Genomic DNA, 21,730 nt, shown 5'->3' with positions numbered 1-21,730 from the left:
TCTCAGGCTGTGGAATGTTAGTGGTCCGGCGCGCAATGCGGTCAGGCGTCGGCGAGCTCGAGCTCTCGCTCGACAGCTGCGGACAGGCGTTCGCGGAGCTCCGGCACGCCGATCTTGGCAATCACCTCGCCGAAGAAGCCGCGGATCACCAGTCGACGCGCCTGATCCTCGGGGATGCCGCGCGCCTGCAGGTAGAACAGCTGCTCGTCGTCGAATCGTCCGGTGGCACTCGCGTGTCCGGCGCCGACGATCTCGCCGGTCTCGATCTCGAGGTTGGGCACCGAGTCGGCGCGCGCATTGTCGGTGAGCACCAGGTTGCGATTGAGTTCGAAGGTGTCGGTGCCCTCGGCCTCCGCGCGGATCAGCACATCGCCCACCCAGACGGTGTGGGCCTCGCGGGTCCGATCACCGGAGGTGTCGCCCTGCAGCGCACCCTTGTAGACCACGTTCGAGCGGCAGTGCGGCTGACTGTGGTCGACGAGGAGACGCTGCTCGAGGTGCTGGCCGGCGTCGGCGAAGTACAGACCCCACAACTCGACGTCACCACCCGGTGCGTCGTAGTGGACGATCGGCGACAGGCGAACCAGGTTGCCACCGAAGCTGATCGCGAAGTGCCGCACCACGGAATCGCGACCCGCGCGCACGTGGTGTGTCGCGACATGAACGGCGTCGTCTGCCCAGTCGTGGATGTTCACGACGGTCAGGGCCGCGCTGTCGCCGACGACGAACTCGACGTTCTCCGCGTACGTTCCGCTGCCCCTCTGGTCGAGGACGACGACTGCGCGGGCGAACGCCTCCAGACGGACCTGGGTGTGGCCGAAGCCGGTTTCGCCCTCACCGGGGCCGGTGACCGTGACAGTGACCGGCTCGGCGAGTTCGACCTCGCGGCCGACGGTCACCACGGTCGCCTGCGTGAACGACGAATAAGCCTGCGCGGCAACACGATCGAACGGCACACCGCCATCGCCGAGTCGCTTGTCGTCGCGACCGACGGTCTCGACGGTCACACCGTCGGCAAGCCCGGTCACCTCCACGTTCGCCTCCGCGGTGCGTACCGCGGAACCGTCGTGCAGACCACGGAGACGACGGAACGGGGTGAACCGCCAGGCCTCCTCCCGGGGACTCGGCACCTCGAAGGCGTTCACGTCGAACGAGGTGAACAGCTCACCCTTGTTGACGACGGGCGCCTGGGAGCCGGGGGTGGACACGGGGAGTGTGGGATCGGCCATCAGCCGACAGCTCCTTCCATCTGGAGCTCGATCAGGCGGTTGAGCTCGAGCGCGTATTCCATCGGGAGTTCCTTGGCGATCGGCTCGACGAAGCCGCGAACGACCATGGCCATCGCCTCGTCCTCGGTCAGGCCACGACTCATCAGATAGAAGAGCTGGTCGTCGCTGACCTTCGAGACGGTCGCCTCGTGGCCCATCGTCACGTCGTCCTCGCGGATGTCGACGTAGGGGTAGGTGTCACTGCGGGAGATCGTGTCCACCAGCAGCGCATCACATTTCACCGTCGACCGGCTGCCGTGAGCACCGTTGTTGATCTTGATCAGGCCGCGGTAGGACGCGCGGCCACCGCCCCGCGCCACCGACTTGGAGACGATGTTGCTCGAGGTGTTCGGCGCCAGGTGGACCATCTTCGATCCGGTGTCCTGGTGCTGGCCGGGACCTGCGAACGCGACCGAGAGGACCTCGCCCTTGGCGTGCTCACCGGTCAGCCAGACCGCCGGGTACTTCATGGTGACCTTGGAGCCGATGTTGCCGTCGACCCACTCCATCGTGGCGCCGGCCTCGGCCTTGGCGCGCTTGGTCACCAGGTTGTAGACGTTGTTCGACCAGTTCTGGATGGTCGTGTACCGGCAGCGGCCGCCCTTCTTCACGATGATCTCGACGACCGCCGAGTGCAGCGAGTCGGTCTTGTAGATCGGCGCGGTACAACCCTCGACGTAGTGCACATAGGCACCCTCGTCGACGATGATCAGCGTGCGCTCGAACTGGCCCATGTTCTCGGTGTTGATCCGGAAGTAGGCCTGCAGCGGGATGTCGACGTGGACACCCGGCGGCACGTAGATGAACGAGCCGCCCGACCACACCGCGGTGTTGAGTGCGGAGAACTTGTTGTCACCGGCCGGGATGACGGTTCCGAAGTACTGCTGGAAGATCTCCGGGTGCTCCTTGAGCGCGGTGTCGGTGTCGAGGAAGATGACACCCTGCTTCTCGAGGTCCTCGCGGATCGAGTGGTACACGACCTCGGACTCGTACTGCGCCGCGACGCCGGAGACCAGACGCTGCTTCTCCGCCTCGGGGATGCCGAGCTTGTCGTAGGTGTTCTTGATGTCCTCGGGCAGGTCGTCCCACGTGGCGGCCTGCTTCTCGCTGGACCGCACGAAGTACTTGATGTTGTCGAAGTCGATGCCCTCGAGCCCCGCGCCCCAGCCCGGCATCGGCTTCTTGTCGAAGATCTTGAGTGCCTTGAGGCGCTGCTCGAGCATCCACTCGGGCTCGCTCTTCTTCGCCGAGATGTCGGCGACGACCGCCGGGGACAGCCCGCGCTTGGCGCTCGCGCCCGCGACGTCGGAGTCGGCCCAGCCGTAGCCGTACTTGCCGAGGGCGGCGATCGTCTCCTCTTGCGTGAGGGGCGCCGCTGGGGTCGGGGTGGCGGCCGGATCGGTGACAGTCATCGCGTGGCCTTTCGGGTTGTCGTGGCGGTCGGGGTGGGAATCGGGGTGGCGCGGCGCGATACGGGCTGCGTATCGGACACCGCGACGGCCCCGGATCGATCGGGTCTCTCGTCGGTGGTCCCGCCCGGCGGCGGGTGGATCGGCACGTGGGTCGTGCAGGCGCAGTCACCGTTGGCGATGGTCGCCAGGCGCTGCACATGCGTGCCGAGGAGTTCGGTGAAGACCGCGGTCTCCGCCTCACACAGCTCCGGGAACTCGGTGGCGACGTGCGCCACCGGGCAGTGGTGCTGACAGATCTGCAGGCCGGTGCCCACCTGCCGGGTGTTGGTGGAGTATCCGGCGCTGGTGAGCGCGTCGGCGATCTCCTCGACCGTGTCGGCCACCGTCACCGGGTCGGTGTTGGGACGGACGCCGGCCACGATGCGTTCGACTCGCTCGCGGGCGAACTCGGTGACCGCGTCGGATCCGCCGAGGTCGCGGAGCTTGCGCATCGCCGCGCCGGCCAGATCGTCGTAGGCGTGGCGCATCTTGCCGCGTCCGGAAGCGGTGAGCTGAAAGTATTTCGCCGGCCGGCCGCGACCGCGCTGGCCGAATCCCGGAGAGGCGACCTCGATGTCCCCCGCGCCTTCGAGGGCGTCGAGGTGACGTCGGACACCCGCCGCGGAGATCCCGAGGCGCTCGCCGATCTCGCCCGCGGTGAGGGGGCCGTCCTCGACGAGCAAGGTGACCACGGCCTCACGGGTCTGACCGTCGTGGTGCGGGTCGGCACCACCGGTCGTCGTGGCACCGGTACCAGCGGATGGCACGGCGCCGGAGCTGTCTGAAGACAGCACAACATCGTTCCGCATGGTTTTCACAACACGAGTGTGACGTAATTGCTTCCCAGCTGCCAGCAAGGGTGCCCTAATCGCAGGGGGTCGTGAGGCCCCCACGTCCGCCGATTACAGTCGTCGTGTGCCCGAAACCACAGCTCCGCGCCGCGTGCCGGACTACTTCGGACTCGTGTGGACGCGATTGCTGGCGGTGCTGAACTATCTCGGACTGCGCAAACAGCGCCCTGCCGACGCCGCGTCCGCCGACACCGCCCGCGGCGACTACGGCAAGACCGTCGCCCGCCTGCACGACGACGAGCGCGAGGTCGGGCCGCTCAACGCCGAGGAGAACCGCAGGCTCCGCCGCATCAAGCTGTTCGGTGCCACCGGGTCGGTCCTCATCCTCATCGGCGCCCTCGGGACCGGCGCAGTACCCGTGCTGCAGAATCCGGTGGCCGGGATGCGGGTCCTGTCGTTGCCGTCACGGATGTTCGGCACCGCGCTCGCCCTGTCCATCGGCGGCGCGATCACCCTGGTCGTCGCATGGCTGTTGCTAGGGCGGTTCGCGGTCGGCCGGTTCAGCGTCGAGGTGCGCCACGGGCGGAGCCCCGAGCGCCGTATGAGCCGCCGCCAGGCCGACCGGACCCTGATGCTCTGGATCGCCCCGATCATCGTCGCGCCCCCGCTGCTCAGCAAGGACATCTACTCCTATCTCGCCCAGAGCGCGATCGCGTTCCGCGGCATGGATCCGTACTCGGTCAGCCCGGTCCGGGGACTCGGGGTCGACCACATCCTGACCCGGTCGGTGCCCAACCTGTGGCGTGACACCCCGGCGCCCTACGGTCCCTTCTTCCTGTGGATCGGCGAGGGCATCACCAAGGTCACCGGCGACAACATCACCGCCGCGATCTTCCTGCACCGCATCGTCGCGCTGATCGGAGTGGCACTCATCGTGTGGGCACTCCCCCGGCTCGCCCGGCGATGCGGGGTGTCGTCGGTGGCCGCACTGTGGCTCGGCGCGATGAACCCGCTGGTCATCCTGCATCTCGTCGGCGGCATCCACAACGAGGCCCTGATGCTCGGGCTGATGCTCGTCGGTCTCGAGTTGAGCTTTCGCGCGATCTACGGCGCCGAACGCCTCCGCAGACCCGGCACCCTCGTCCCCACCCGCGCGGGCTGGTTGCTCATCGCCGGGGGCGCGGTCCTCGCGGCGTCGGCGATGATCAAGGTCACGTCGATGCTCGCGCTGGGCTTCGTCGGCATCGCCCTCGCCATGCGGTGGGGCGCGACCCTGCCCGCGCTCCGGCACGCGCCGGTCCGCGAATGGTGGGGCCGGTCGCGGTGGTCGGTGTTCATGCTGAGTGCGTCCGCGGCCTTCTACGTGGTGGTCCTCGGCGTCGTGATGATGGCCATCTCCCTCGGCACCGGGCTCGGCTTCGGCTGGACCGGCACGCTGTCGACGGGTGAGATCGTCCGCTCCTGGATGTCGATGCCGACGCTGCTGTCGGTGACCACCGGGCGGATCGGGGTGACCCTGGGCCTCGGTGAGCACACGCAGGCGATCCTCGAGGTCGCCCGGCCGATCGCGCAACTCGTCGCCGCGCTCTTCATCGTCCGGTGGATGCTCGCCACGCTCGGCGGCCGCCTCCATCCGCTCGGCGCGCTCGGTGTGTCGATGGCCACAGTGGTGTTGTTCTTCCCGTTCGTCCAGGCCTGGTACCTCCTGTGGGCCGTGATCCCGCTGGCCGCGTGGGCGACCGGCGCCTGGTTCCGGATCTCGACGATCGCCGCGTCGGCGATCATCGCCATCGTGGTGATGCCCACGAGTTCGAACACCAGCGGAGTGGTGCTGGCACAAGGACTTCTGGCCGGCGTGATCATGGTCGCGGTCCTCACCGCGCTGTTCTTCGAGGACCGCGCGCCGCGACGCCGACGTCGGCGTGCATCCGCTCCGGATGACGACGAGACCCCGGCCGCGTCGGCCTCGACGCGCCGATGACGACGTGCGTGGTGGGCCGGGTCACCGTTTTTCGTCCCTGGGCTCCGAGCGCCTAGTCTGACCTGTGTGCGAAGCACGACCTCTCGGCAGATCAACGACGACGATCGGGTGAACGATCGTCGGCTCCGCGATCCCGGGTCCACTTCCGGAGAAGTGACCGCGGACCGGTCGGACTCCGCCGGTCCCGCGGTCGAGATCAGCGGCCTGGTCAAACGTTTCGGCGACCGTGCGGCCGTCGACCGGCTCGACCTCACGCTCCGACGCGGCGAGATCCTGGCTCTCCTGGGGCCCAACGGGGCGGGCAAGACGACCACCGTCGAGATCTGCGAGGGATTCACCGAGCCCGACGCCGGTACCGTCCGCGTCCTGGGACTCGACCCCATCGCCGACAACGATGCACTCCGGCGCCGCATCGGCGTCATGCTCCAGGGCGGCGGCGCCTATCCGGGAGCGCGTGCCGAGGAGATGTTGCGCCTCGTCGCGGCGTACGCGGCAGATCCCATCGACCCCGAGTTCCTTCTGGACGCACTCGGCCTGACCGAGGTGCGGCGTACGTCCTACCGGCGACTGTCCGGCGGGCAGCAACAGCGCCTGGCGCTGGCGTGCGCCGTCGTCAACCGGCCAGAGCTGGTCTTCCTCGACGAGCCGACCGCCGGGCTCGACGCCCACGCCCGGCTCGTCGTGTGGGAACTCATCGACCGGCTGCGGGCCGACGGCGTATCGGTGCTCCTGACCACGCATCTGATGGACGAGGCCGAGGAACTCGCCGACCACGTGACGATCATCGATCACGGCCGGGTCGTCGCCGACGGGACACCCGCCGACCTCACCAGCACCGGCGCGGAGAACGAACTGCGTTTCACCGCTCCCCGCGGACTGGATCTGTCGATGCTGGTGCTGGCCCTGCCGGAGGGGTATCACTGCACCGAGGCCACCCCCGGTTCGTACCTCGTGATCGGTCCGATGACGCCGCAGGTGCTGGCGACCGTGACGGCGTGGTGCGCGAAGATCAACGTCCTGGCCACCGACCTCCGGGTCGAGACCCGCAGCCTCGAAGACGTCTTCCTCGACCTGACCGGACGGGCCCTACGACCGTGACCTCACCTGTTCCCACCGACGCGCAGCGGTCCGGCACGTTCCCCGACGGCCTGTTCCGTCCGGCTCCTCGTCCGGCGTCGCTGCCGGCCATGATCGCCGCGCAGTCCGGACTCGAACTCAAGCTCCTGCTCCGCAACGGCGAGCAGCTACTGCTCACCATGTTCATCCCCATCACGCTGCTCGTCGGCCTGTGCCTGCTGCCGATCGACACCGGTTTCGGCGCGGGCCCGGCGGAGCGCGCGGCTCTGTTCGTCCCGGCGATCCTGACCGTGGCGGTGATGTCGACGGCGTTCACCGGGCAGGCGATCGCGGTGGGCTTCGACCGCCGCTACGGAGCCCTCAAACGGCTCGGCGCCACCCCGATCCCGCGTTGGGGGATCATCGTCGGCAAATCGATCGCGGTGCTCGTGGTGGTCGCGTCGCAGTCGGTGATCCTGGGTGCAATCGGTGCGACCTTCGGCTGGCGGCCGAGTCCCGTCGGCCTGCTCATCGGCGCGGTGGTCCTGGTGGTCGGCACCGCGTGTTTCGCGGCTCTCGGTCTGCTCCTGGGCGGCACGCTCAAGGCGGAGGTCGTCCTGGCCCTGGCGAATCTGCTGTGGTTCGCGTTGATCGGCCTCGGCAGTCTCGTCGTCGTCGATTCCAATGTCCCCGACGCCGTGTACTGGATCGCGCGGTGCCTCCCGTCGGGGGCCCTGAGTGAGGCGCTCGAGATGGCTTCGGAAGGTTCGTTCGACGCCTTCGGGGTGGGTGTCTTGCTGGTGTGGGCCGCGGTGGCCGGCACCTTGGCGGTGAGGTGGTTCCGATTCCGATGACATCCGATACTTCGAACGCGCCGGCGGCATCCCGGTCCGGCGAGCGACCGGCGCCGACCGACGAACCGCGTCCGCTGACCGGTCCGTGGCGGTTCATCCCCGGCTTCGGCCGGCCGACCGCCCGATTCGTGCACCGCTGGGCGATCGCCCTGCTCATCTCGAACGTGGGCATCGTCGCCACCGGCGGCGCCGTCCGCGTCACCGGCTCGGGACTCGGTTGCCCGACCTGGCCGCGATGCACCGACGAGTCCTTCGTGCCGCACGGCGAGCTGGGCGTGCACGGCGCGATCGAGTTCGGCAACCGCATGCTCACCTGGGTGCTGATCGTCATCGCCATCGCGACCTGGGTGGCCGTTCTCCGGTTCGCCGGGTCGGCGCGACGGGACAAGTGGCTGGTCACCCTCATCGCCCTGGGCATCCCTTTCCAAGGGGTCATCGGCGGCATCACGGTGCTGACGCAGCTCAACCCGTGGGTCGTCGCACTGCACTTCCTTCTCTCCATGGCCTTGGTGTCCGCGGCCACGGTGCTGGTCTACCGGATGCGGCCGTATCCGACGCCCGTCGCGCCCGAGTCGTCCGACTCCGACGCTCCGCCCACCGCAACCCGCCGACTCGGTATCTACCTCGCCTGGCTCGTCTACCTCGTCACCTGGGGAACGATCTACCTCGGCACGGTGGTGACCGGCTCCGGGCCGCATGCCGGCGACGCGGACGCGCCACGCAACGGCCTCGACCCCGACAACGCGACCCAGCTGCACGCCGACGCCGTCTTCGCCCTCGTCGGACTCGCGATCGCAGCTCTCGTCTACGCCCGCGTCTTCGCTCGCCCGCAGCAGCGATCGGCAGTGGTGTTCATGCTGCTCCTGCTGCTCCAGGGCCTGATCGGGTTCGTCCAGTTCGCCACCGATCTGCCCGTCGCTCTCGTCATCGCGCACATGTTCGGCAGCGCTCTGCTGCTCATCGGCGCCACCTGGCAGCTCGTGGTCGCGAAGAACACAGACGTGAGTAACTCAGGCACGAAAAAGGCAGACCCGCTGCGCGAGTCTGCCTGATCGACGCCCGGCCTCAGAGGATGGCGCGGTTACGCGCTCGGGGGAAGCGCTTCTGCCGAGCGACCCAGCCCGCCATCTTGCGGTAGTGAGAGGTCGACACCGTCGTCTCCGAGGTGAGGTCGCGGTCCCACTCGGCGATCTCGAGACCGTCGACCGCATCGACCACGGCCTGTGCGGTCGCCAGGTCCGGCACCACCCGGTCACCGAGGATGCCGTTCGCGTCGCCCACCATGGTGATCCGTACCCCGGCGTCCCCGATCGCCTGGAGAACCACCTTCGCGCTGCCACCTTCGCGCTCGACGAACTTGCGTGCCGAGGCGACGACCTCGGTGGGTGCCTCGACCTTCTTCTGCTGGCTCGAGTTCTCGTCGGCGGCGGTGTTCGTCATGGGGGTCAGCATACCGGGGCGGTTTCGGCGTGTAGAACGGTGTCGTGCGAGCGATTCAGGTGACCCGCCACGGCGGACCCGACGTCCTGACCTTCGGCAGCGTCGACGACCCCATACCCGCGCCCGACGAGGTGATCGTCCGGACATCTGCGGTGGGCGTCAACTTCATCGACACCTATCTGCGACGCGGCCTCTATCCCTCGACCCCGCCCTACATCCCCGGCAGCGAGGGCGCCGGCGTCGTCGTCGCGACCGGCTCGGACGTGACGTCGCTGCGGGAGGGTCAGCGTGTGGCGTGGTGTGCGGCGCCCGGTTCCTACGCCGAGCTCGTCGCGGTCCCGGCGTCGAAAGCCGTTCCGGTGCCCGACGCGGTCGACGATGCGGTCGCCGGTTCGTCGCTGCTCCGCGGCCTGACCGCGCACTACCTCCTCGACGGAAGCGCTCATCCCCGGTCCGGCGAATCGATCCTCGTGCACGCCGGTGGCGGCGGTGTCGGGCTGATCCTGACCCAGCTGGCCAAACGCCGCGGACTGAGGGTCATCACGACGGTGTCGTCCGACGAGAAGGAAGAACTCTCCCGGGCGGCTGGCGCCGACCACGTACTCCGCTACGGCGAGGACCTGAGCTCGCGGGTCCGTGAACTCACGGACGGGCGCGGCGTGCCCGTGGTGTACGACGGCGTCGGCGCCGACACCTTCGAGCAGTCACTGGCGTCGACCGCGATACGTGGGATCGTCGTGCTCTTCGGAGCGGCGAGCGGACCGGTTCCGCCGTTCGATCTGCAGCGTCTCAACCCGGCGGGATCGCTGTCGGTGACCCGCCCGACACTGGGCCATTTCACCGACACGGCCGAGGAACTCCACTGGCGAGCGGGCGAGTACTTCGAGGCGATCGTCGACGGCAGCGTCGAGGTGCGCGTCGGGCAGCGGTACCGACTCGCCGACGCGGCGGCGGCGCACACCGATCTGGAGGCACGCGTCACGACGGGCACCACGGTGCTGTTGCCCGCCGGGATCTGAGCGGGGCTCAGAAGTAGGACGAGATGGTCTGCAGTCCGACGACCGCGTCGATCGCGAGTCCGCAGAACACGATGGCGAGATACTCGTTGGACTGCAGGAAGACCTTCAGCGGAGCGACTTCGGCGCCACGCTTGGTATCGCGGTACAACTTGTGCACGCGCTCGAGGAACCAGCCGCCGGCTGCCAGCGCGATCACGGTGTAGATCCAGCTCGTCGCCGGGATGAGCAGGAGCGAACTCACCACGGTGAGCCACGTGTAGATGAGCATCTGCCGGGTGACGCGTTCCTCGGTCGCGATGACCGGGAGCATCGGCACGCCTGCCGCCTTGTAATCCTCCTTGTAGCGCATCGCGAGCGCCCAGGTGTGCGGCGGCGTCCAGAAGAAGATGACGGCGAAGAGAACGATCGGCTGCCAACTCAGCGAGCCGGTGACCGCAGCCCACCCCACCAGGGTCGGCATGCAGCCCGCAGCACCACCCCAGACCACGTTCTGCCAGGTCCGACGCTTGAGGATGAGCGTGTAGACACCGACGTAGAAGAGGATGGTCGCCGAGACGAGCAGGGCGGACAGCAGATTGGCGGCGAAGTAGAGAACCGCGAAGGACGCCGCCCAGAGGACGAGACCGAAGATGAGGGCACTGCGGGTCGCGACGGCACGGCGGGCCAGCGGACGCCGGGCGGTGCGCTTCATCTTCTTGTCGATGTCGGCGTCGGCCACCATGTTGAGAGTGTTCGCACTCCCGGCTCCGAGCCAGCCGCCGATCAGGGTGAAGGCGATGACCGCGATGTCGACGTGGCCGCGGTCGGCTTGCAGCATGACCGGGATCGTCGCGACGAGAAGCAGCTCGATGACGCGCGGTTTGGTCAACGCGATGTAGGCGAGCACCGTCGCACGCACGCGCCCGGCCCACGACTGATCGGCCGGTGCGACCGGATCGGTCGATACCTGCGGATTCGATGCGGTGTCGGTCGAGTGAGATGCGGCGGAACTGTCCCCGCTCACACGCTCCCCTATCCTCACGAACACTCCTCGTCCGCCCGCACAGACGCCCGCGGGCTACTACACAGCATGGTAGACGTTTGCCTTTGCGAACCGTGAATCGAGGCACGGCGACGACGCGGGCGGGCCCACGACCGGCGCGGACGCATGAACTCGCCGGTAACCATCGGTCGGCGCGCAGTGCGAGCCCGGCGCCGATTACTCTGGACCCGTACGCGCCGACGGGCGTCGGTCGCCCGAGCGCCGACAGCCCCCAGTACCGATCGCCACTTGTACGAATCGCACCGAGCAGGCACAGGAGACAATCAGCATCGTGGCCGACACAGACGAGATCCGCGCATTGACCACCCCCCGTCACCCGGACGACTGGACCGACCTCGACACCCGCGCCGTCGACACGGCCCGGCTCCTGGCGGCCGACGCAGTGCAGAAATGCGGAAGCGGACACCCCGGCACCGCGATGAGCCTCGCGCCGCTCGCCTACACCTTGTTCCAGCGGGTGATGCGCCACGACCCGACCGACACCGACTGGGCCGGCCGCGACCGTTTCGTCCTCTCGTGCGGGCATTCGAGCCTGACGCTCTACATCCAGCTCTACCTCGGCGGATTCGGCCTCGAGCTCTCCGACATCGAGGCGCTGCGGACCTGGGACTCCCTCACCCCGGGCCACCCCGAGTTCCGTCACACGCGCGGCGTGGAGATCACCACCGGCCCGCTCGGTCAGGGTCTGGCGTCGTCGGTGGGCATGGCGATGGCCGCCCGTCGCGAACGCGGCCTGTTCGACCCGGATGCGGCCCCCGGGCAGAGCCCGTTCGACCACTACATCTATGTCGTCGCCTCCGACGGCGACATCGAAGAGGGCGTGACCTCGGAGGCCAGCTCGCTGGCCGGTACCCAGCAGCTCGGCAACCTGATCGTGTTCTACGACCAGAATCAGATCTCGATCGAGGACGACACCGACATCGCGCTGTCGGAGAACGTCGCCAAGCGGTACGAGGCCTATGGCTGGCACGTCCAGACGGTCGAGGGCGGCGAGGACATCGTCGCCATCGAGGCCGCGGTCGAGGCCGCCCGCCAGGTCATCGACAAGCCGTCGATCATCTGCCTGCGGACGATCATCGGCTACCCGGCACCCAACATGATGAACACCGGCATGGCCCACGGTGCGGCGCTCGGCGAAGACGAGGTCGCGGCGACGAAGAAGGTCCTCGGCTTCGACCCCGCCAAGAACTTCGAGGTGAGCGACGAGGTCATCGGGCACACCCGCAAGCTCATCGACCGCGGCGCCGAGCAGCGCAAGGCGTGGACGTCGTCGTTCGACGCCTGGGCGGAGAAGAACCCCGACGCCAAGAAGCTGTTCGACCGGCTGACCGCCCAGGAGCTCCCGGAGGGCTGGACCGACGCCCTCCCGAGCTGGAACGTGGGCGACAAGGACGTCGCGACCCGAAGCGCGTCGGGCAAGGTGCTCGGCGCCCTCGCGCCCGTGCTGCCCGAGCTGTGGGGCGGTTCGGCCGACCTCGCCGGCTCCAACAACACGACGATGGACGGCGAACCGTCGTTCGGACCGACCTCGATCAGCACCAAGAAGTGGTCGGCGAACCCGTACGGCCGCACCCTGCACTTCGGTGTGCGCGAGCACGCGATGGGCTCGATCCTGTCGGGCATCGTCCTGCACGGTCCCACCCGCGCCTACGGCGGCACGTTCCTGCAGTTCGCCGATTACATGCGTCCCGCGGTCCGGCTCGCCGCCCTGATGGAGATCGACCCGATCTATGTCTGGACCCACGACTCGATCGGTCTCGGCGAGGACGGCCCGACCCACCAGCCGATCGAACACCTCGCCGCGCTGCGTGCGATCCCGAATCTCGATGTGGTGCGTCCCGGCGACGCCAACGAGACGGCGTTCGCATGGCAGCACCTGCTGACGCGACGCAACCATCCGGTCGGCCTGGCACTCACCCGGCAGAACATCCCGATCCTCGAGGGCACCTCGGCGCAGGGCGTCGCCAACGGCGGGTATGTCCTGAGCGACTCCGAGGGTGACCCGCAGGTCGTGCTCATCGGCACCGGTTCCGAGGTCCACCTGGCCGTCGACGCGCAGAAGGCGTTGGCGGAGAAGGGAATCAAGGCGCGTGTCGTCTCGATGCCCTGCGTCGAGTGGTTCGACGAACAGCCGCAGGGCTACCGGGACGACGTGCTGCCGCCGTCGGTCCCGCGCGTCGCCGTCGAAGCCGGTATCGCGATGCCGTGGTACCGCATCGTCGGCGCCGGTGGCGAGATCGTCTCGATCGAGCACTTCGGTGCCTCCGCCGACTACAAGGTGCTGTTCACCAAGTTCGGTATCACCGCCGAGGCCGTGACCGCGGCCGCCGAGCGCGTCGTCGCCGGCTGACAAAGCCGTAGACAACACCGGCTGACAAGCCAACCCCATGAGGAGAGAATCGTGACCCAGAACGAGAAGCTCGCCGAACTGTCCGCCGCCGGAGTCTCGGTGTGGCTGGACGACCTGTCCCGGGACCTGATCAGCTCCGGCGACCTCGCAGACCTGATCGCGACCAAGTCGGTCGTCGGGGTGACCACCAACCCGTCGATCTTCCAGGCCGCGCTGTCCAAGGGCAACGCCTACGACGATCAGGTCAACGAGCTGGCCGCACGGGGCGCCGATGTCGACGCCACCATCCGGACGGTCACCACCGACGACGTCCGCAACGCCTGTGACGTCCTCGCCCCGACCTTCGAGGCGACCGACGGCGTCGACGGCCGGGTCTCGATCGAGGTCGACCCGCGCCTGGCCCACGACACCGACGCCACGGTGGCCCAGGCCGTCGAGCTGTGGAAGATCGTCGACCGGCCGAACCTGCTCATCAAGATCCCGGCCACCGAGGCGGGCCTGCCGGCCATCGCCAAGGTGATCGCCGAGGGCATCAGCGTGAACGTCACGCTGATCTTCTCGGTCGAGCGCTACGAGAAGGTCATCGACGCCTACCTCGACGGCCTCGACGCCGCCGCCCAGGCAGGCCATGACCTGTCGCGCATCCACTCCGTCGCGTCGTTCTTCGTGTCGCGCGTGGACACCGAGATCGACAAGCGGCTCGACGCCATCGGAACCCCGGAGGCCGTGGAACTGAAGGGCAAGGCCGCACTGGCCAACGCCCGCCTCGCCTACTCGGCCTACCAGCAGGTCTTCGAGGTCGAGTCCCGCTTCCCCGACCTGCTCGCCAAGGGCGCGCGGCCGCAGCGCGCACTGTGGGCGTCGACGGGTGTGAAGAACCCGGACTACCCGGACACGCTGTATGTGAGCGAGCTCGTCGCGCCGAACACGGTCAACACGATGCCCGGCAAGACGATGGACGCCTTCGCCGACCACGGCTGGGTCAACACCGGGTCCATCATCGGTCTCGCCGCCGAGTCGCAGGAGATCTTCGACAAGATCTCGGCGGTGGGCGTCGACGTCGCCGACGTCTTCAAAGTTCTCGAGGACGAGGGCGTCAGCAAGTTCGAGGACGCGTGGAACGATCTGCTCAGCGCGACCGCCGAGCAACTGTCCGCAGCGAACGAGGGCTGAGCGCAGGTGGCCGGAGGCGAGCAGTCGGTCGGGTCCGGTTCGTGGACCAATCCGCTCCGTGACCCACAGGACAAACGGCTGCCACGCATCGCGGGACCATGCAGCCTTGTCATCTTCGGGGTCACCGGTGACCTGGCACGCAAGAAATTGATGCCGGCGGTCTACGACCTGGCCAACCGCGGCCTCCTGCCACCCTCGTTCGCTCTCGTCGGGTTCGCCCGTCGCGACTGGACCGACGAGGACTTCGGCGCCATCGTCCACGACGCCGTCCGCGAGCACGCACGGACCGGATTCCGCGAAGAGGTGTGGGAACGCCTCGCCGAGGGATTCCGCTTCGTGCAGGGCGCCTTCGACGACGACGCCGCCTTCGACCGGCTGCGCGACACCCTCAAGTCGCTCGACGTCGAACGCGGGACCGACGGCAATCACGCCTTCTACCTGTCGATCCCACCGAAGGCGTTCCCCACGGTCTGCGAGCAGCTCGAACGCAGCGGACTCGCCGCCCCGACGGGCGACAGCTGGCGCCGGGTGGTGATCGAGAAGCCGTTCGGTCACGACCTCGAGTCCGCCCGCGAGCTGAACGCGATCGTCAACAACGTCTTCCCGGAGTCGTCGGTGTTCCGCATCGACCACTACCTCGGCAAGGAAACCGTTCAGAACATCCTGGCCCTGCGGTTCGCCAATCAGCTCTTCGACCCGCTCTGGAGTTCGCATTACGTCGACCACGTCCAGATCACCATGGCCGAGGACATCGGTCTCGGCGGTCGGGCGGGTTACTACGACGGCATCGGCGCGGCGCGCGACGTCATCCAGAACCACCTCATGCAGCTCATGGCCCTGGTCGCGATGGAGGAGCCGATCTCCTTCGAGCCCAAGCAATTACAGGCCGAGAAGATCAAGGTCCTCGCCGCGACCCGCAACGTCCTGCCGATCGACGACAACACCGCCCGCGGTCAGTACGGACCCGGTTGGCAGGGCAGCGAGAAGGTCCCGGGCCTCAAAGACGAAGACGGCTTCGCGAAGGACTCGACGACCGAGACCTTCGCCGCCATCGCACTCGAGGTCGACTCCCGGCGCTGGGCCGGTGTGCCGTTCTACCTCCGTACCGGTAAGCGTCTGGGCCGGCGGGTCACCGAGATCGCGCTCGTGTTCAAACGCGCACCACACCTGCCCTTCGATCAGACGATGACCGAGGAGCTCAGCCAGAACGCGCTCGTCATCCGGGTCCAGCCGGACGAGGGCATCACCCTGCGCTTCGGCTCGAAGGTCCCCGGGTCGAGCATGGAGGTCCGGGACGTCAACATGGACTTCAGCTACGGCACCGCCTTCACCGAGGCCTCGCCGGAGGCGTACGAGCGTCTCATCCTCGACGTCCTGCTGGGTGAACCCTCGCTGTTCCCCGTCAACGAGGAAGTCGAATTGTCGTGGCGCATCCTCGATCCGGTGCTCGACCATTGGGCCGAGTCGGGGTCGCCCGACACCTACGAGTCCGGGACGTGGGGGCCGCGTTCGGCCGAGGAGATGATGGCCCGCACCGGTCGCGCGTGGCGCCGGCCGTGACGAGACGTCCGTACGCCCGCACCGTCCGATCCGTTCAGGAGGCCTCCCGATGATCGTCGAACTGCCCGACACGTCGACCGGAAAGGTCGCCAAGAAGATCATCGAGGTGCGCGCCGCAGGCGGCGCGCTGAGTCTGGGTCGCGTGCTCACCCTGGTCGTGTGCGTCGAACTCGGTGAGCCGATGGAAGGGGCCATCGAGGCGGCGGTCGGCGCGAGCCGCGAGCACCCCAGCCGCGTCATCGTCGTGTATCGCGGTGTGCGTGAAGGCGACTCACGGCTCGATGCGCAGATCCGCGTGGGCGGCGATGCCGGCGCCTCCGAGGTGGTCGTGCTGTCGCTGCAGGGCGAACTCGCCGACCATCCGGACAGCGTGGTGACCCCCTTCCTCCTCCCCGACACCCCGGTCGTCACCTGGTGGCCGGGCAAGGGACCACGACGCCCCGCCGACGATCCGCTCGGCAAACTCGGGCACCGGCGCATCGTCGACGCGAGCAAGGCGGGCGACTCGCTCGCGGTGCTGGCGCAGCGCCTCGAGACCTACTCCCCCGGCGACACCGACCTCGCCTGGACCCACATCACCCACTGGCGCGCGATCCTCGCGTCCGCGGTCGACCGACCGCCGCACACCCCGATCACCGAGGTCGTGGTCACCGGGTCGCAGAACTCGCCCTCGGTGGACCTGATCGCCGGTTGGCTGCGGTCCACCCTGAACGTCCCGACGCGACGCCGCCGCGGCAGTTTCGAGATCCGACTCCACCGCGACGACGGTCCGACCATCCTCGCCGTCGACGAGGAGAACAACGCCGTGCTGACGATGCCCGGCAAACCCGATGGACGCGTCGCCATGGGCCGACGTGAACTTCCCGCGTGTATCGCGGAGGAGCTACGACGACTCGACACCGACGAGGTGTACATCGAAGCACTCAAGGGTGTGCCCGAGGTCGAGTTCACAGATGACACCGAAGGAGTTGCCGCCCGATGACCACCGAGACCCTCGTCTTCGGCTCCAAGCAGGAACTCGTCGAGACCGCCGCGAGCCGGTTCGTGGATCTCGTGACCCGAGCCCAGGCCGAACGCGGCGTCGCGAGTGTGGTGCTGACCGGCGGCAGCAACGGGATCGGCCTCCTGTCCGCGCTCGCCGCCGACAGCGGCACCATCGACTGGTCCAAAATCGACATCTACTGGGGCGACGACCGTTTCGTCCCCGCCGACGATCCGGAACGCAATTCGGGTCAGGCGCGCGAGGCGCTGCTCGACAAGGTGCCCGTCGACCCGTCGCGGGTGTTCCCGATGGCGCCGTCGGACGGACCGCTCGGCGACGACATCGAGGCCGCCGCCGCGGATTACGCCGCGATTCTCGCCGGCCGGTCGAGCGACGGCGTGGCGCCGGAGTTCGATCTCCATCTGCTCGGCATGGGCGGTGAGGGACACATCAACTCGTTGTTCCCGCACACTGCGGCCACCGCGGAGACCACGAAGTCGGTGGTCGCCGTCGAGGATTCGCCGAAGCCGCCGCCGCGCCGGATCACCCTGACCCTGCCCGTCGTCAACCGTTCCCGGCAGGTGTGGTTCCTGGTCGCCGGCGCCGACAAGGCCGAGGCGGTCGGTGCCGCACACGGTGGCGCGGACCCGGCCGACTGGCCCGCCGCCGGGGCGCGCGGCACCGAGGAGACCATCTGGTTCCTCGACGACGCGGCCGCCGCCGACATCCGGTGACCGTCCGCTAGCCCGAGTTCCGCAGCGCGGTGGCGAGGCCGTTCATCGTGAGCTGGATCCCGCGCCGCACGATCGGGGTGTCCTCCCCCGCACGGAAGCGCCGCAGCAACTCGACCTGCAGCAGGTTGAGCGGCTCGAGATACGGGAAGCGGTTGTAGACCGACCGCTTCAGCGCGGCGTTGTCGTGGAGCAGGTCGTCGGTGCCGGTGATCTTCGCGCACATCGCGATCGTCCGCTCGTGTTCGTCGACGATCATGCCGAACACCCGCTCGCGCAGCTCCTCGTCGGGCACCAGCTGTGCGTACCGGTGGGCCAGGCCCATGTCCGACTTCGCCAGTACCTGAGCCATGTTCGACATCACGGTGCGGAAGAACGGCCACTTGGCGTAGTACCGCCGCAACGTCTCCAACCGCTCCGGATCGTCCCCGACCCATTCCTCGAACGCCGAGCCCGTGCCGTACCAGCCGGGCAGCATCACGCGCGACTGCGTCCACGAGAGCACCCACGGGATCGCCCGCAGATCGGAGATCTTCTCGGTCTGCTTGCGCGACGCCGGCCGGCTGCCGATGTTGAGGGCACCGATCTCCGACAGGGGCGTCGAGGTGGTGAAGTACTCGACGAATCCCGGGGTCTCGTGGACCAGCCGGCTGTACGCGGCTCGCGCCTTCGCCGCGATGTCGTCCATGATCTCGTAGGCCGAGTCGGATTCGTCGCCGAGGCCTTCGGTGTCCAGGAGCGAGGACTCGATGGTCGCGGCGAGCAGCGTCTCCAGGTTGCGCCGCGCCGTGACCGGTTCGGCGTACTTCGCGGCGATGATCTCGCCCTGCTCGGTGATGCGCAGCGAGCCCTGGACCGCACCGGGCGGCTGGGCCAGGATGGCGTCGTAACTGGGACCGCCGCCGCGCCCGACGGTCCCGCCGCGCCCATGGAACAGACGCAACCTGATGCCCGACCGCGACGCCACGTCGACCAGATCGAGCTCGGCGCGGTAGAGCGCCCAGTTCGCGGCCATGTAGCCGCCGTCCTTGTTCGAGTCCGAGTAGCCGAGCATGATCTCCTGAATCCCGTTCTGGGACTCGACCATCGCCCGATAGAACGGGACGTCGAGAACGGCGAGGAGGGTCGCTGCGCCCTGCTGGAGATCCTCGATCGTCTCGAACAGCGGAACCACGCGGACGCTACACCGCGGAGAACCGTCATTCGCGTCGTATAGGCCTGCCTCCTTGAGCAGGATCAGCGCCTCGAGCATGTCACTGACCGACGTGCACATGCTGATCACATAGTTGGGCACGGCCGCGGGACCGAAGGTCGCGACCGCCCTGGCGGCGGCCCGGACGATCCCGAGTTCCTTGGTGGCCAGCTCGCTCAGCTCGGCGTCGGGACTGGTCAACGGTCGACGCGCACGCAGTTCCGCGGAGAGGATCTCGACGCGCGCGGACTCGTCGAGCGACGCATAGTCCGGATGCACACCCGCCCACGCGAGCAGCTCGGCGACCACTTCCTCGTGCATGTCGGAGTTCTGCCGCATGTCCAGCCCGGACAGGTGGAACCCGAAGGTGCGCACGGCTTCTCGCAGGGCGAGCAACCGGTCGTCGGCGATCGTGTCGTCGTTGTTCGCGCGCAGCGCGCCGTCGATCACATCGAGGTCGGCGAGGAGTTCGGCGGCGTCGCCGTACGGCTGTTTCCCGTCGATGAGGAAGAGGTCGCTCGAGGTGAGGAAGTCGTCGTCGAACATCTCCCGGGCGGTCGCCACAAGGCGGGACCGGATGGAGCGCAGGGCGAGCCGGAAGGGTTCGTCGGCCCCCGGGTCGTCGGCGTCGGCCCCGGCGAGGTCGAACAGGGTGTCGCTGGCGTCGATGAGCCGGGCCGACATGCTGAGTTCCTGTGCGAGACTCTCGAGTTCGGCCAGGTGATGTCCGACTGCGGTCTGCGCGGCGAGCGTGGTGGCCAGGGTCACCACCTCGGAGTTCACGAACGGATTGCCGTCGCGGTCGCCGCCGATCCAGGACCCCATCCGGATCATCGGTTCGTCGGCGAGTCCGGCGTCGGGGTACGTCGAGCGCAGCGCGGTGCGTACCGCGGTGTTGATGGCGGGCACGACCTCGAAGAACGAGGCGTCGTAATAGCGGAGCCCGGAACGGATCTCGTCCTGGATGGTGAGACGTTCGAGCCGGATGAGGGCGGTCTGCCAGAGCGTCAGGATCTGCCGCCGGATCGACTCGGTGACCGCCGCGTCCTCGTCCGGCATCAGCTCGGTCCGGCCGCGGAACCGCATCAGCTCGGTGATGCGGTTCTGGGCCTCGAAGACGGTGCGGCGGCGGGTCTCGGTGGGGTGAGCGGTGATGACCGGCACGACGGCGGCATCGGCCAGCGCCCGGCCGACCTCGTCGTCGCCGAGTCCCGCCTCCGCGAGCTTGCGGTAGGTGGCGGCGAGGCTGCTGTCCTGGGGCGGGTCTCCGGCCCGGACGTGGATGGCGCGGCGCCGCTCACGGTGGATGTCCTCGGCCAGATTCGCCAGCAGCGCGAAGTGGCTGAACGCGCGGATGACCGGGACCGCGGTGGAGATGTCCAGATCGACGAACATGTCGGCGAGTTCGGTGCGGTCGATCTCGTTGCGGCGCACCCGGAATGCGGCGACGCGGGCGGCTTCGACGAGGTCGAAGACGTCGCTGCCGGAGTGTTCGCGGACGACGTCACCCAGGATCCCGCCGAGAAGGCGGATGTCCTCCCGTAGGGGTTCGGTGAGTGCTCGGCCCTCGTCGTCGACGACGATGTGGTCGACGATGGAGATCGATGGGCGCCAGTCCGGGACTCCCCGCGCGGGAACGGTTTCACTCATGCCGTCAAGTATCCCGGCAACCTACGGGCGCGGCATCCCGAGGCGCGAACGGTGACTAGCCGGACAGTTTGATGTCGACGCCCACGCCGACGATGAAGATCACCCAGATGAGCCCGACGAAGATCGTCAACCGGTCCAGGTTGCGTTCGACGACGCTCGAGCCCGAGAGGCTGGACTGGACACCGCCGCCGAACAGCGACGACAGACCGCCACCCTTGCCGCGGTGCAGCAGGATGAGCACGATCAGCAACACGCTGGTCACGATCAATCCGATGTCGAGTGCACCTTGCACAGTCACGAGTCGCAACGCCCTTCCGTAAAGCCCCTACATACAGCTGTGGCAGGTCAACCCCCGAAAAGAGGCCAACCTGCCACAGTGTACGCGTGGGTGCGACCCGTCAGGGCAAGGGGCCACCCGCGGCGATCGCCGACAGCGTCGCGAACTCGTCGGACTTCAGCGATGCGCCGCCGACCAGGGCGCCGTCGACGTCGGGACGTCCGACGATGTCGCCGACGTTCTTGGCGTTGACCGATCCGCCGTAGAGGATCCGCACCGATGCCGCGGTCTCGGCGTCGGCGATCTCGACCAGCGCCTCACGGATCGCCTTGCACACCTCCTGGGCGTCGTCCGCACTCGCCACCCGGCCGGTGCCGATCGCCCAGACCGGCTCGTACGCGATGACGGTCTGAGCGATCTCGGCCGCGGACAGACCGGCGAGCGATGCCTTGAGCTGCGCCACGTTGTAGGTCACGTGGTCGCCGGCCTCGCGGACGTCGAGCCCCTCACCGATGCACACGATCGGGGTGAGTTCGTGCTTGAGCGCCGCCTTCGTCTTGGCCAGCACGACCTCATCGGTCTCGTTGTGCAGGGTGCGACGCTCGGAGTGCCCGACCACCACGAAGGTGCAGCCGAGCTTCGCGAGGAACGCACCGCTGATCTCGCCGGTGTAGGCGCCTGAGTCGTGCGCCGACAGGTCTTGCGCACCGTAGGTGAGCAGGAGCTTGTCGCCGTCGACGACCGTCTGCACGCTGCGGATGTCGGTGAACGGCGGGATGACCGTCACGTCGACCTTGTCGAAGTACTTCGCCGGGAGGGCGAAGGCGATCTTCTGAACCAGCGCGATGGCCTCGAGGTGGTTCAGATTCATCTTCCAGTTGCCCGCAATGAGCGGTTTACGAGTTGCCATGGA

General features: G+C 68.2%; 18 protein-coding genes. 10 read left to right on the top strand and 8 right to left on the bottom strand.

The window, feature by feature from the left end; all coding sequences use genetic code 11:
• Positions 1 to 41: 41 nt before the first annotated feature.
• Genes sufD through AC3B5T_RS18520 form a run of 3 tightly spaced genes read right to left on the bottom strand, consistent with a single transcriptional unit; the run spans position 42 to position 3,528 of the window.
• Complete coding sequence (gene sufD, locus AC3B5T_RS18530) at positions 42 to 1,229, bottom strand: Fe-S cluster assembly protein SufD (protein ID WP_010841018.1); 1,188 nt, start codon at positions 1,227 to 1,229, stop codon at positions 42 to 44.
• Positions 1,229 to 2,680 (bottom strand): Fe-S cluster assembly protein SufB, encoded by a 1,452-nt coding sequence (gene sufB / locus AC3B5T_RS18525; protein WP_010841017.1) that lies wholly within the window; start codon positions 2,678 to 2,680, stop codon positions 1,229 to 1,231. Before sufB ends, sufD begins: the two co-directional genes overlap by 1 nt.
• A complete protein-coding gene (locus AC3B5T_RS18520; protein ID WP_014926676.1) occupies positions 2,677 to 3,528 on the bottom strand; it encodes a helix-turn-helix transcriptional regulator in 852 nt (283 codons plus the stop codon). Before AC3B5T_RS18520 ends, sufB begins: the two co-directional genes overlap by 4 nt.
• A gap of 133 nt (positions 3,529 to 3,661) precedes the next feature.
• Here AC3B5T_RS18520 and mptB point away from each other — a divergent pair, with 133 nt between their 5' ends.
• From mptB to AC3B5T_RS18500, 4 genes are all read left to right on the top strand, one after another.
• Positions 3,662 to 5,491: a polyprenol phosphomannose-dependent alpha 1,6 mannosyltransferase MptB gene (gene mptB, locus AC3B5T_RS18515; protein ID WP_010841015.1), complete on the top strand. Its 1,830-nt coding sequence runs from the start codon at positions 3,662 to 3,664 to the stop codon at positions 5,489 to 5,491.
• Between the two features lie 66 nt (positions 5,492 to 5,557).
• A complete protein-coding gene (locus AC3B5T_RS18510; protein WP_055474619.1) occupies positions 5,558 to 6,589 on the top strand; it encodes an ABC transporter ATP-binding protein in 1,032 nt (343 codons plus the stop codon).
• On the top strand, positions 6,586 to 7,401 hold the full coding sequence (locus AC3B5T_RS18505; RefSeq protein ID WP_010841013.1) for an ABC transporter permease: 816 nt from the start codon (positions 6,586 to 6,588) through the stop codon (positions 7,399 to 7,401). Before AC3B5T_RS18510 ends, AC3B5T_RS18505 begins: the two co-directional genes overlap by 4 nt.
• Complete coding sequence (locus AC3B5T_RS18500; protein ID WP_010841012.1) at positions 7,398 to 8,453, top strand: COX15/CtaA family protein; 1,056 nt, start codon at positions 7,398 to 7,400, stop codon at positions 8,451 to 8,453. The genes AC3B5T_RS18505 and AC3B5T_RS18500 overlap by 4 nt, the downstream gene beginning before the upstream one ends.
• 13 nt (positions 8,454 to 8,466) lie before the next feature.
• On the opposite strand, the gene AC3B5T_RS18495 is transcribed toward AC3B5T_RS18500, so the two are convergent.
• Complete coding sequence (locus AC3B5T_RS18495) at positions 8,467 to 8,853, bottom strand: hypothetical protein (protein WP_488357810.1); 387 nt, start codon at positions 8,851 to 8,853, stop codon at positions 8,467 to 8,469.
• 32 nt (positions 8,854 to 8,885) lie between these two features.
• Between AC3B5T_RS18495 and AC3B5T_RS18490 the strand changes: the two genes are divergently transcribed.
• A complete protein-coding gene (locus AC3B5T_RS18490) occupies positions 8,886 to 9,860 on the top strand; it encodes a quinone oxidoreductase family protein (RefSeq protein ID WP_014926670.1) in 975 nt (324 codons plus the stop codon).
• Between the two features lie 7 nt (positions 9,861 to 9,867).
• On the opposite strand, the gene AC3B5T_RS18485 is transcribed toward AC3B5T_RS18490, so the two are convergent.
• Positions 9,868 to 10,863, bottom strand: coding sequence for a heme o synthase (locus AC3B5T_RS18485; RefSeq protein WP_010841009.1), 996 nt, complete (start codon positions 10,861 to 10,863; stop codon positions 9,868 to 9,870).
• A 310-nt stretch (positions 10,864 to 11,173) separates the two neighbouring features.
• Between AC3B5T_RS18485 and tkt the strand changes: the two genes are divergently transcribed.
• The 5 genes from tkt to pgl are packed head-to-tail and all read left to right on the top strand — an operon-like array spanning position 11,174 to position 17,701.
• On the top strand, positions 11,174 to 13,252 hold the full coding sequence (gene tkt, locus AC3B5T_RS18480) for a transketolase (protein WP_010841008.1): 2,079 nt from the start codon (positions 11,174 to 11,176) through the stop codon (positions 13,250 to 13,252).
• A gap of 51 nt (positions 13,253 to 13,303) precedes the next feature.
• Positions 13,304 to 14,425 carry a transaldolase gene (gene tal, locus AC3B5T_RS18475; protein ID WP_010841007.1) on the top strand — a complete coding sequence of 374 codons (1,122 nt, stop codon included), beginning with the start codon at positions 13,304 to 13,306 and terminating at the stop codon, positions 14,423 to 14,425.
• A gap of 6 nt (positions 14,426 to 14,431) precedes the next feature.
• Positions 14,432 to 15,985 (top strand): glucose-6-phosphate dehydrogenase, encoded by a 1,554-nt coding sequence (gene zwf, locus AC3B5T_RS18470; RefSeq protein ID WP_488357809.1) that lies wholly within the window; start codon positions 14,432 to 14,434, stop codon positions 15,983 to 15,985.
• Between the two features lie 49 nt (positions 15,986 to 16,034).
• Entirely contained in the window at positions 16,035 to 16,967 is a 933-nt protein-coding gene (locus tag AC3B5T_RS18465) for a glucose-6-phosphate dehydrogenase assembly protein OpcA (protein WP_205333434.1), read from the top strand.
• Positions 16,964 to 17,701, top strand: coding sequence for a 6-phosphogluconolactonase (gene pgl / locus AC3B5T_RS18460; RefSeq protein ID WP_205333433.1), 738 nt, complete (start codon positions 16,964 to 16,966; stop codon positions 17,699 to 17,701). Before AC3B5T_RS18465 ends, pgl begins: the two co-directional genes overlap by 4 nt.
• Positions 17,702 to 17,708: 7 nt before the next feature.
• On the opposite strand, the gene ppc is transcribed toward pgl, so the two are convergent.
• The 3 genes from ppc to tpiA form a co-directional block, all read right to left on the bottom strand.
• Positions 17,709 to 20,540, bottom strand: a complete 2,832-nt coding sequence (ppc, locus tag AC3B5T_RS18455) for a phosphoenolpyruvate carboxylase (protein ID WP_165630118.1) — start codon at positions 20,538 to 20,540, stop codon at positions 17,709 to 17,711.
• A gap of 55 nt (positions 20,541 to 20,595) precedes the next feature.
• Positions 20,596 to 20,832, bottom strand: a complete 237-nt coding sequence (gene secG / locus AC3B5T_RS18450) for a preprotein translocase subunit SecG (RefSeq protein WP_010841002.1) — start codon at positions 20,830 to 20,832, stop codon at positions 20,596 to 20,598.
• Positions 20,833 to 20,938: 106 nt separating this feature from the next.
• Positions 20,939 to 21,727, bottom strand: coding sequence for a triose-phosphate isomerase (gene tpiA / locus AC3B5T_RS18445; protein WP_205333431.1), 789 nt, complete (start codon positions 21,725 to 21,727; stop codon positions 20,939 to 20,941).
• Between the last annotated feature and the right edge of the window lie 3 nt (positions 21,728 to 21,730).

It is taken from the genome of Gordonia sp. G4, assembly GCF_057770005.1.
This window is presented reverse-complemented; position numbering and strand designations above follow the sequence as displayed.

Excerpts from the sequence above, each read along its gene's own strand:
- sufB (WP_010841017.1), bottom strand. The coding sequence starts at position 2,680 with ATGACTGTCACCGATCCGGCCGCCACCCCGACCCCAGCGGCGCCCCTC.
- AC3B5T_RS18520 (WP_014926676.1), bottom strand. The coding sequence starts at position 3,528 with ATGCGGAACGATGTTGTGCTGTCTTCAGACAGCTCCGGCGCCGTGCCA.
- ppc (WP_165630118.1), bottom strand. The coding sequence starts at position 20,540 with ATGAGTGAAACCGTTCCCGCGCGGGGAGTCCCGGACTGGCGCCCATCG.
- tpiA (WP_205333431.1), bottom strand. The coding sequence starts at position 21,727 with ATGGCAACTCGTAAACCGCTCATTGCGGGCAACTGGAAGATGAATCTG.
- sufD (WP_010841018.1), bottom strand. The coding sequence starts at position 1,229 with ATGGCCGATCCCACACTCCCCGTGTCCACCCCCGGCTCCCAGGCGCCC.
- AC3B5T_RS18465 (WP_205333434.1), top strand. The coding sequence starts at position 16,035 with ATGATCGTCGAACTGCCCGACACGTCGACCGGAAAGGTCGCCAAGAAG.
- pgl (WP_205333433.1), top strand. The coding sequence starts at position 16,964 with ATGACCACCGAGACCCTCGTCTTCGGCTCCAAGCAGGAACTCGTCGAG.
- AC3B5T_RS18495 (WP_488357810.1), bottom strand. The coding sequence starts at position 8,853 with ATGCTGACCCCCATGACGAACACCGCCGCCGACGAGAACTCGAGCCAG.
- AC3B5T_RS18500 (WP_010841012.1), top strand. The coding sequence starts at position 7,398 with ATGACATCCGATACTTCGAACGCGCCGGCGGCATCCCGGTCCGGCGAG.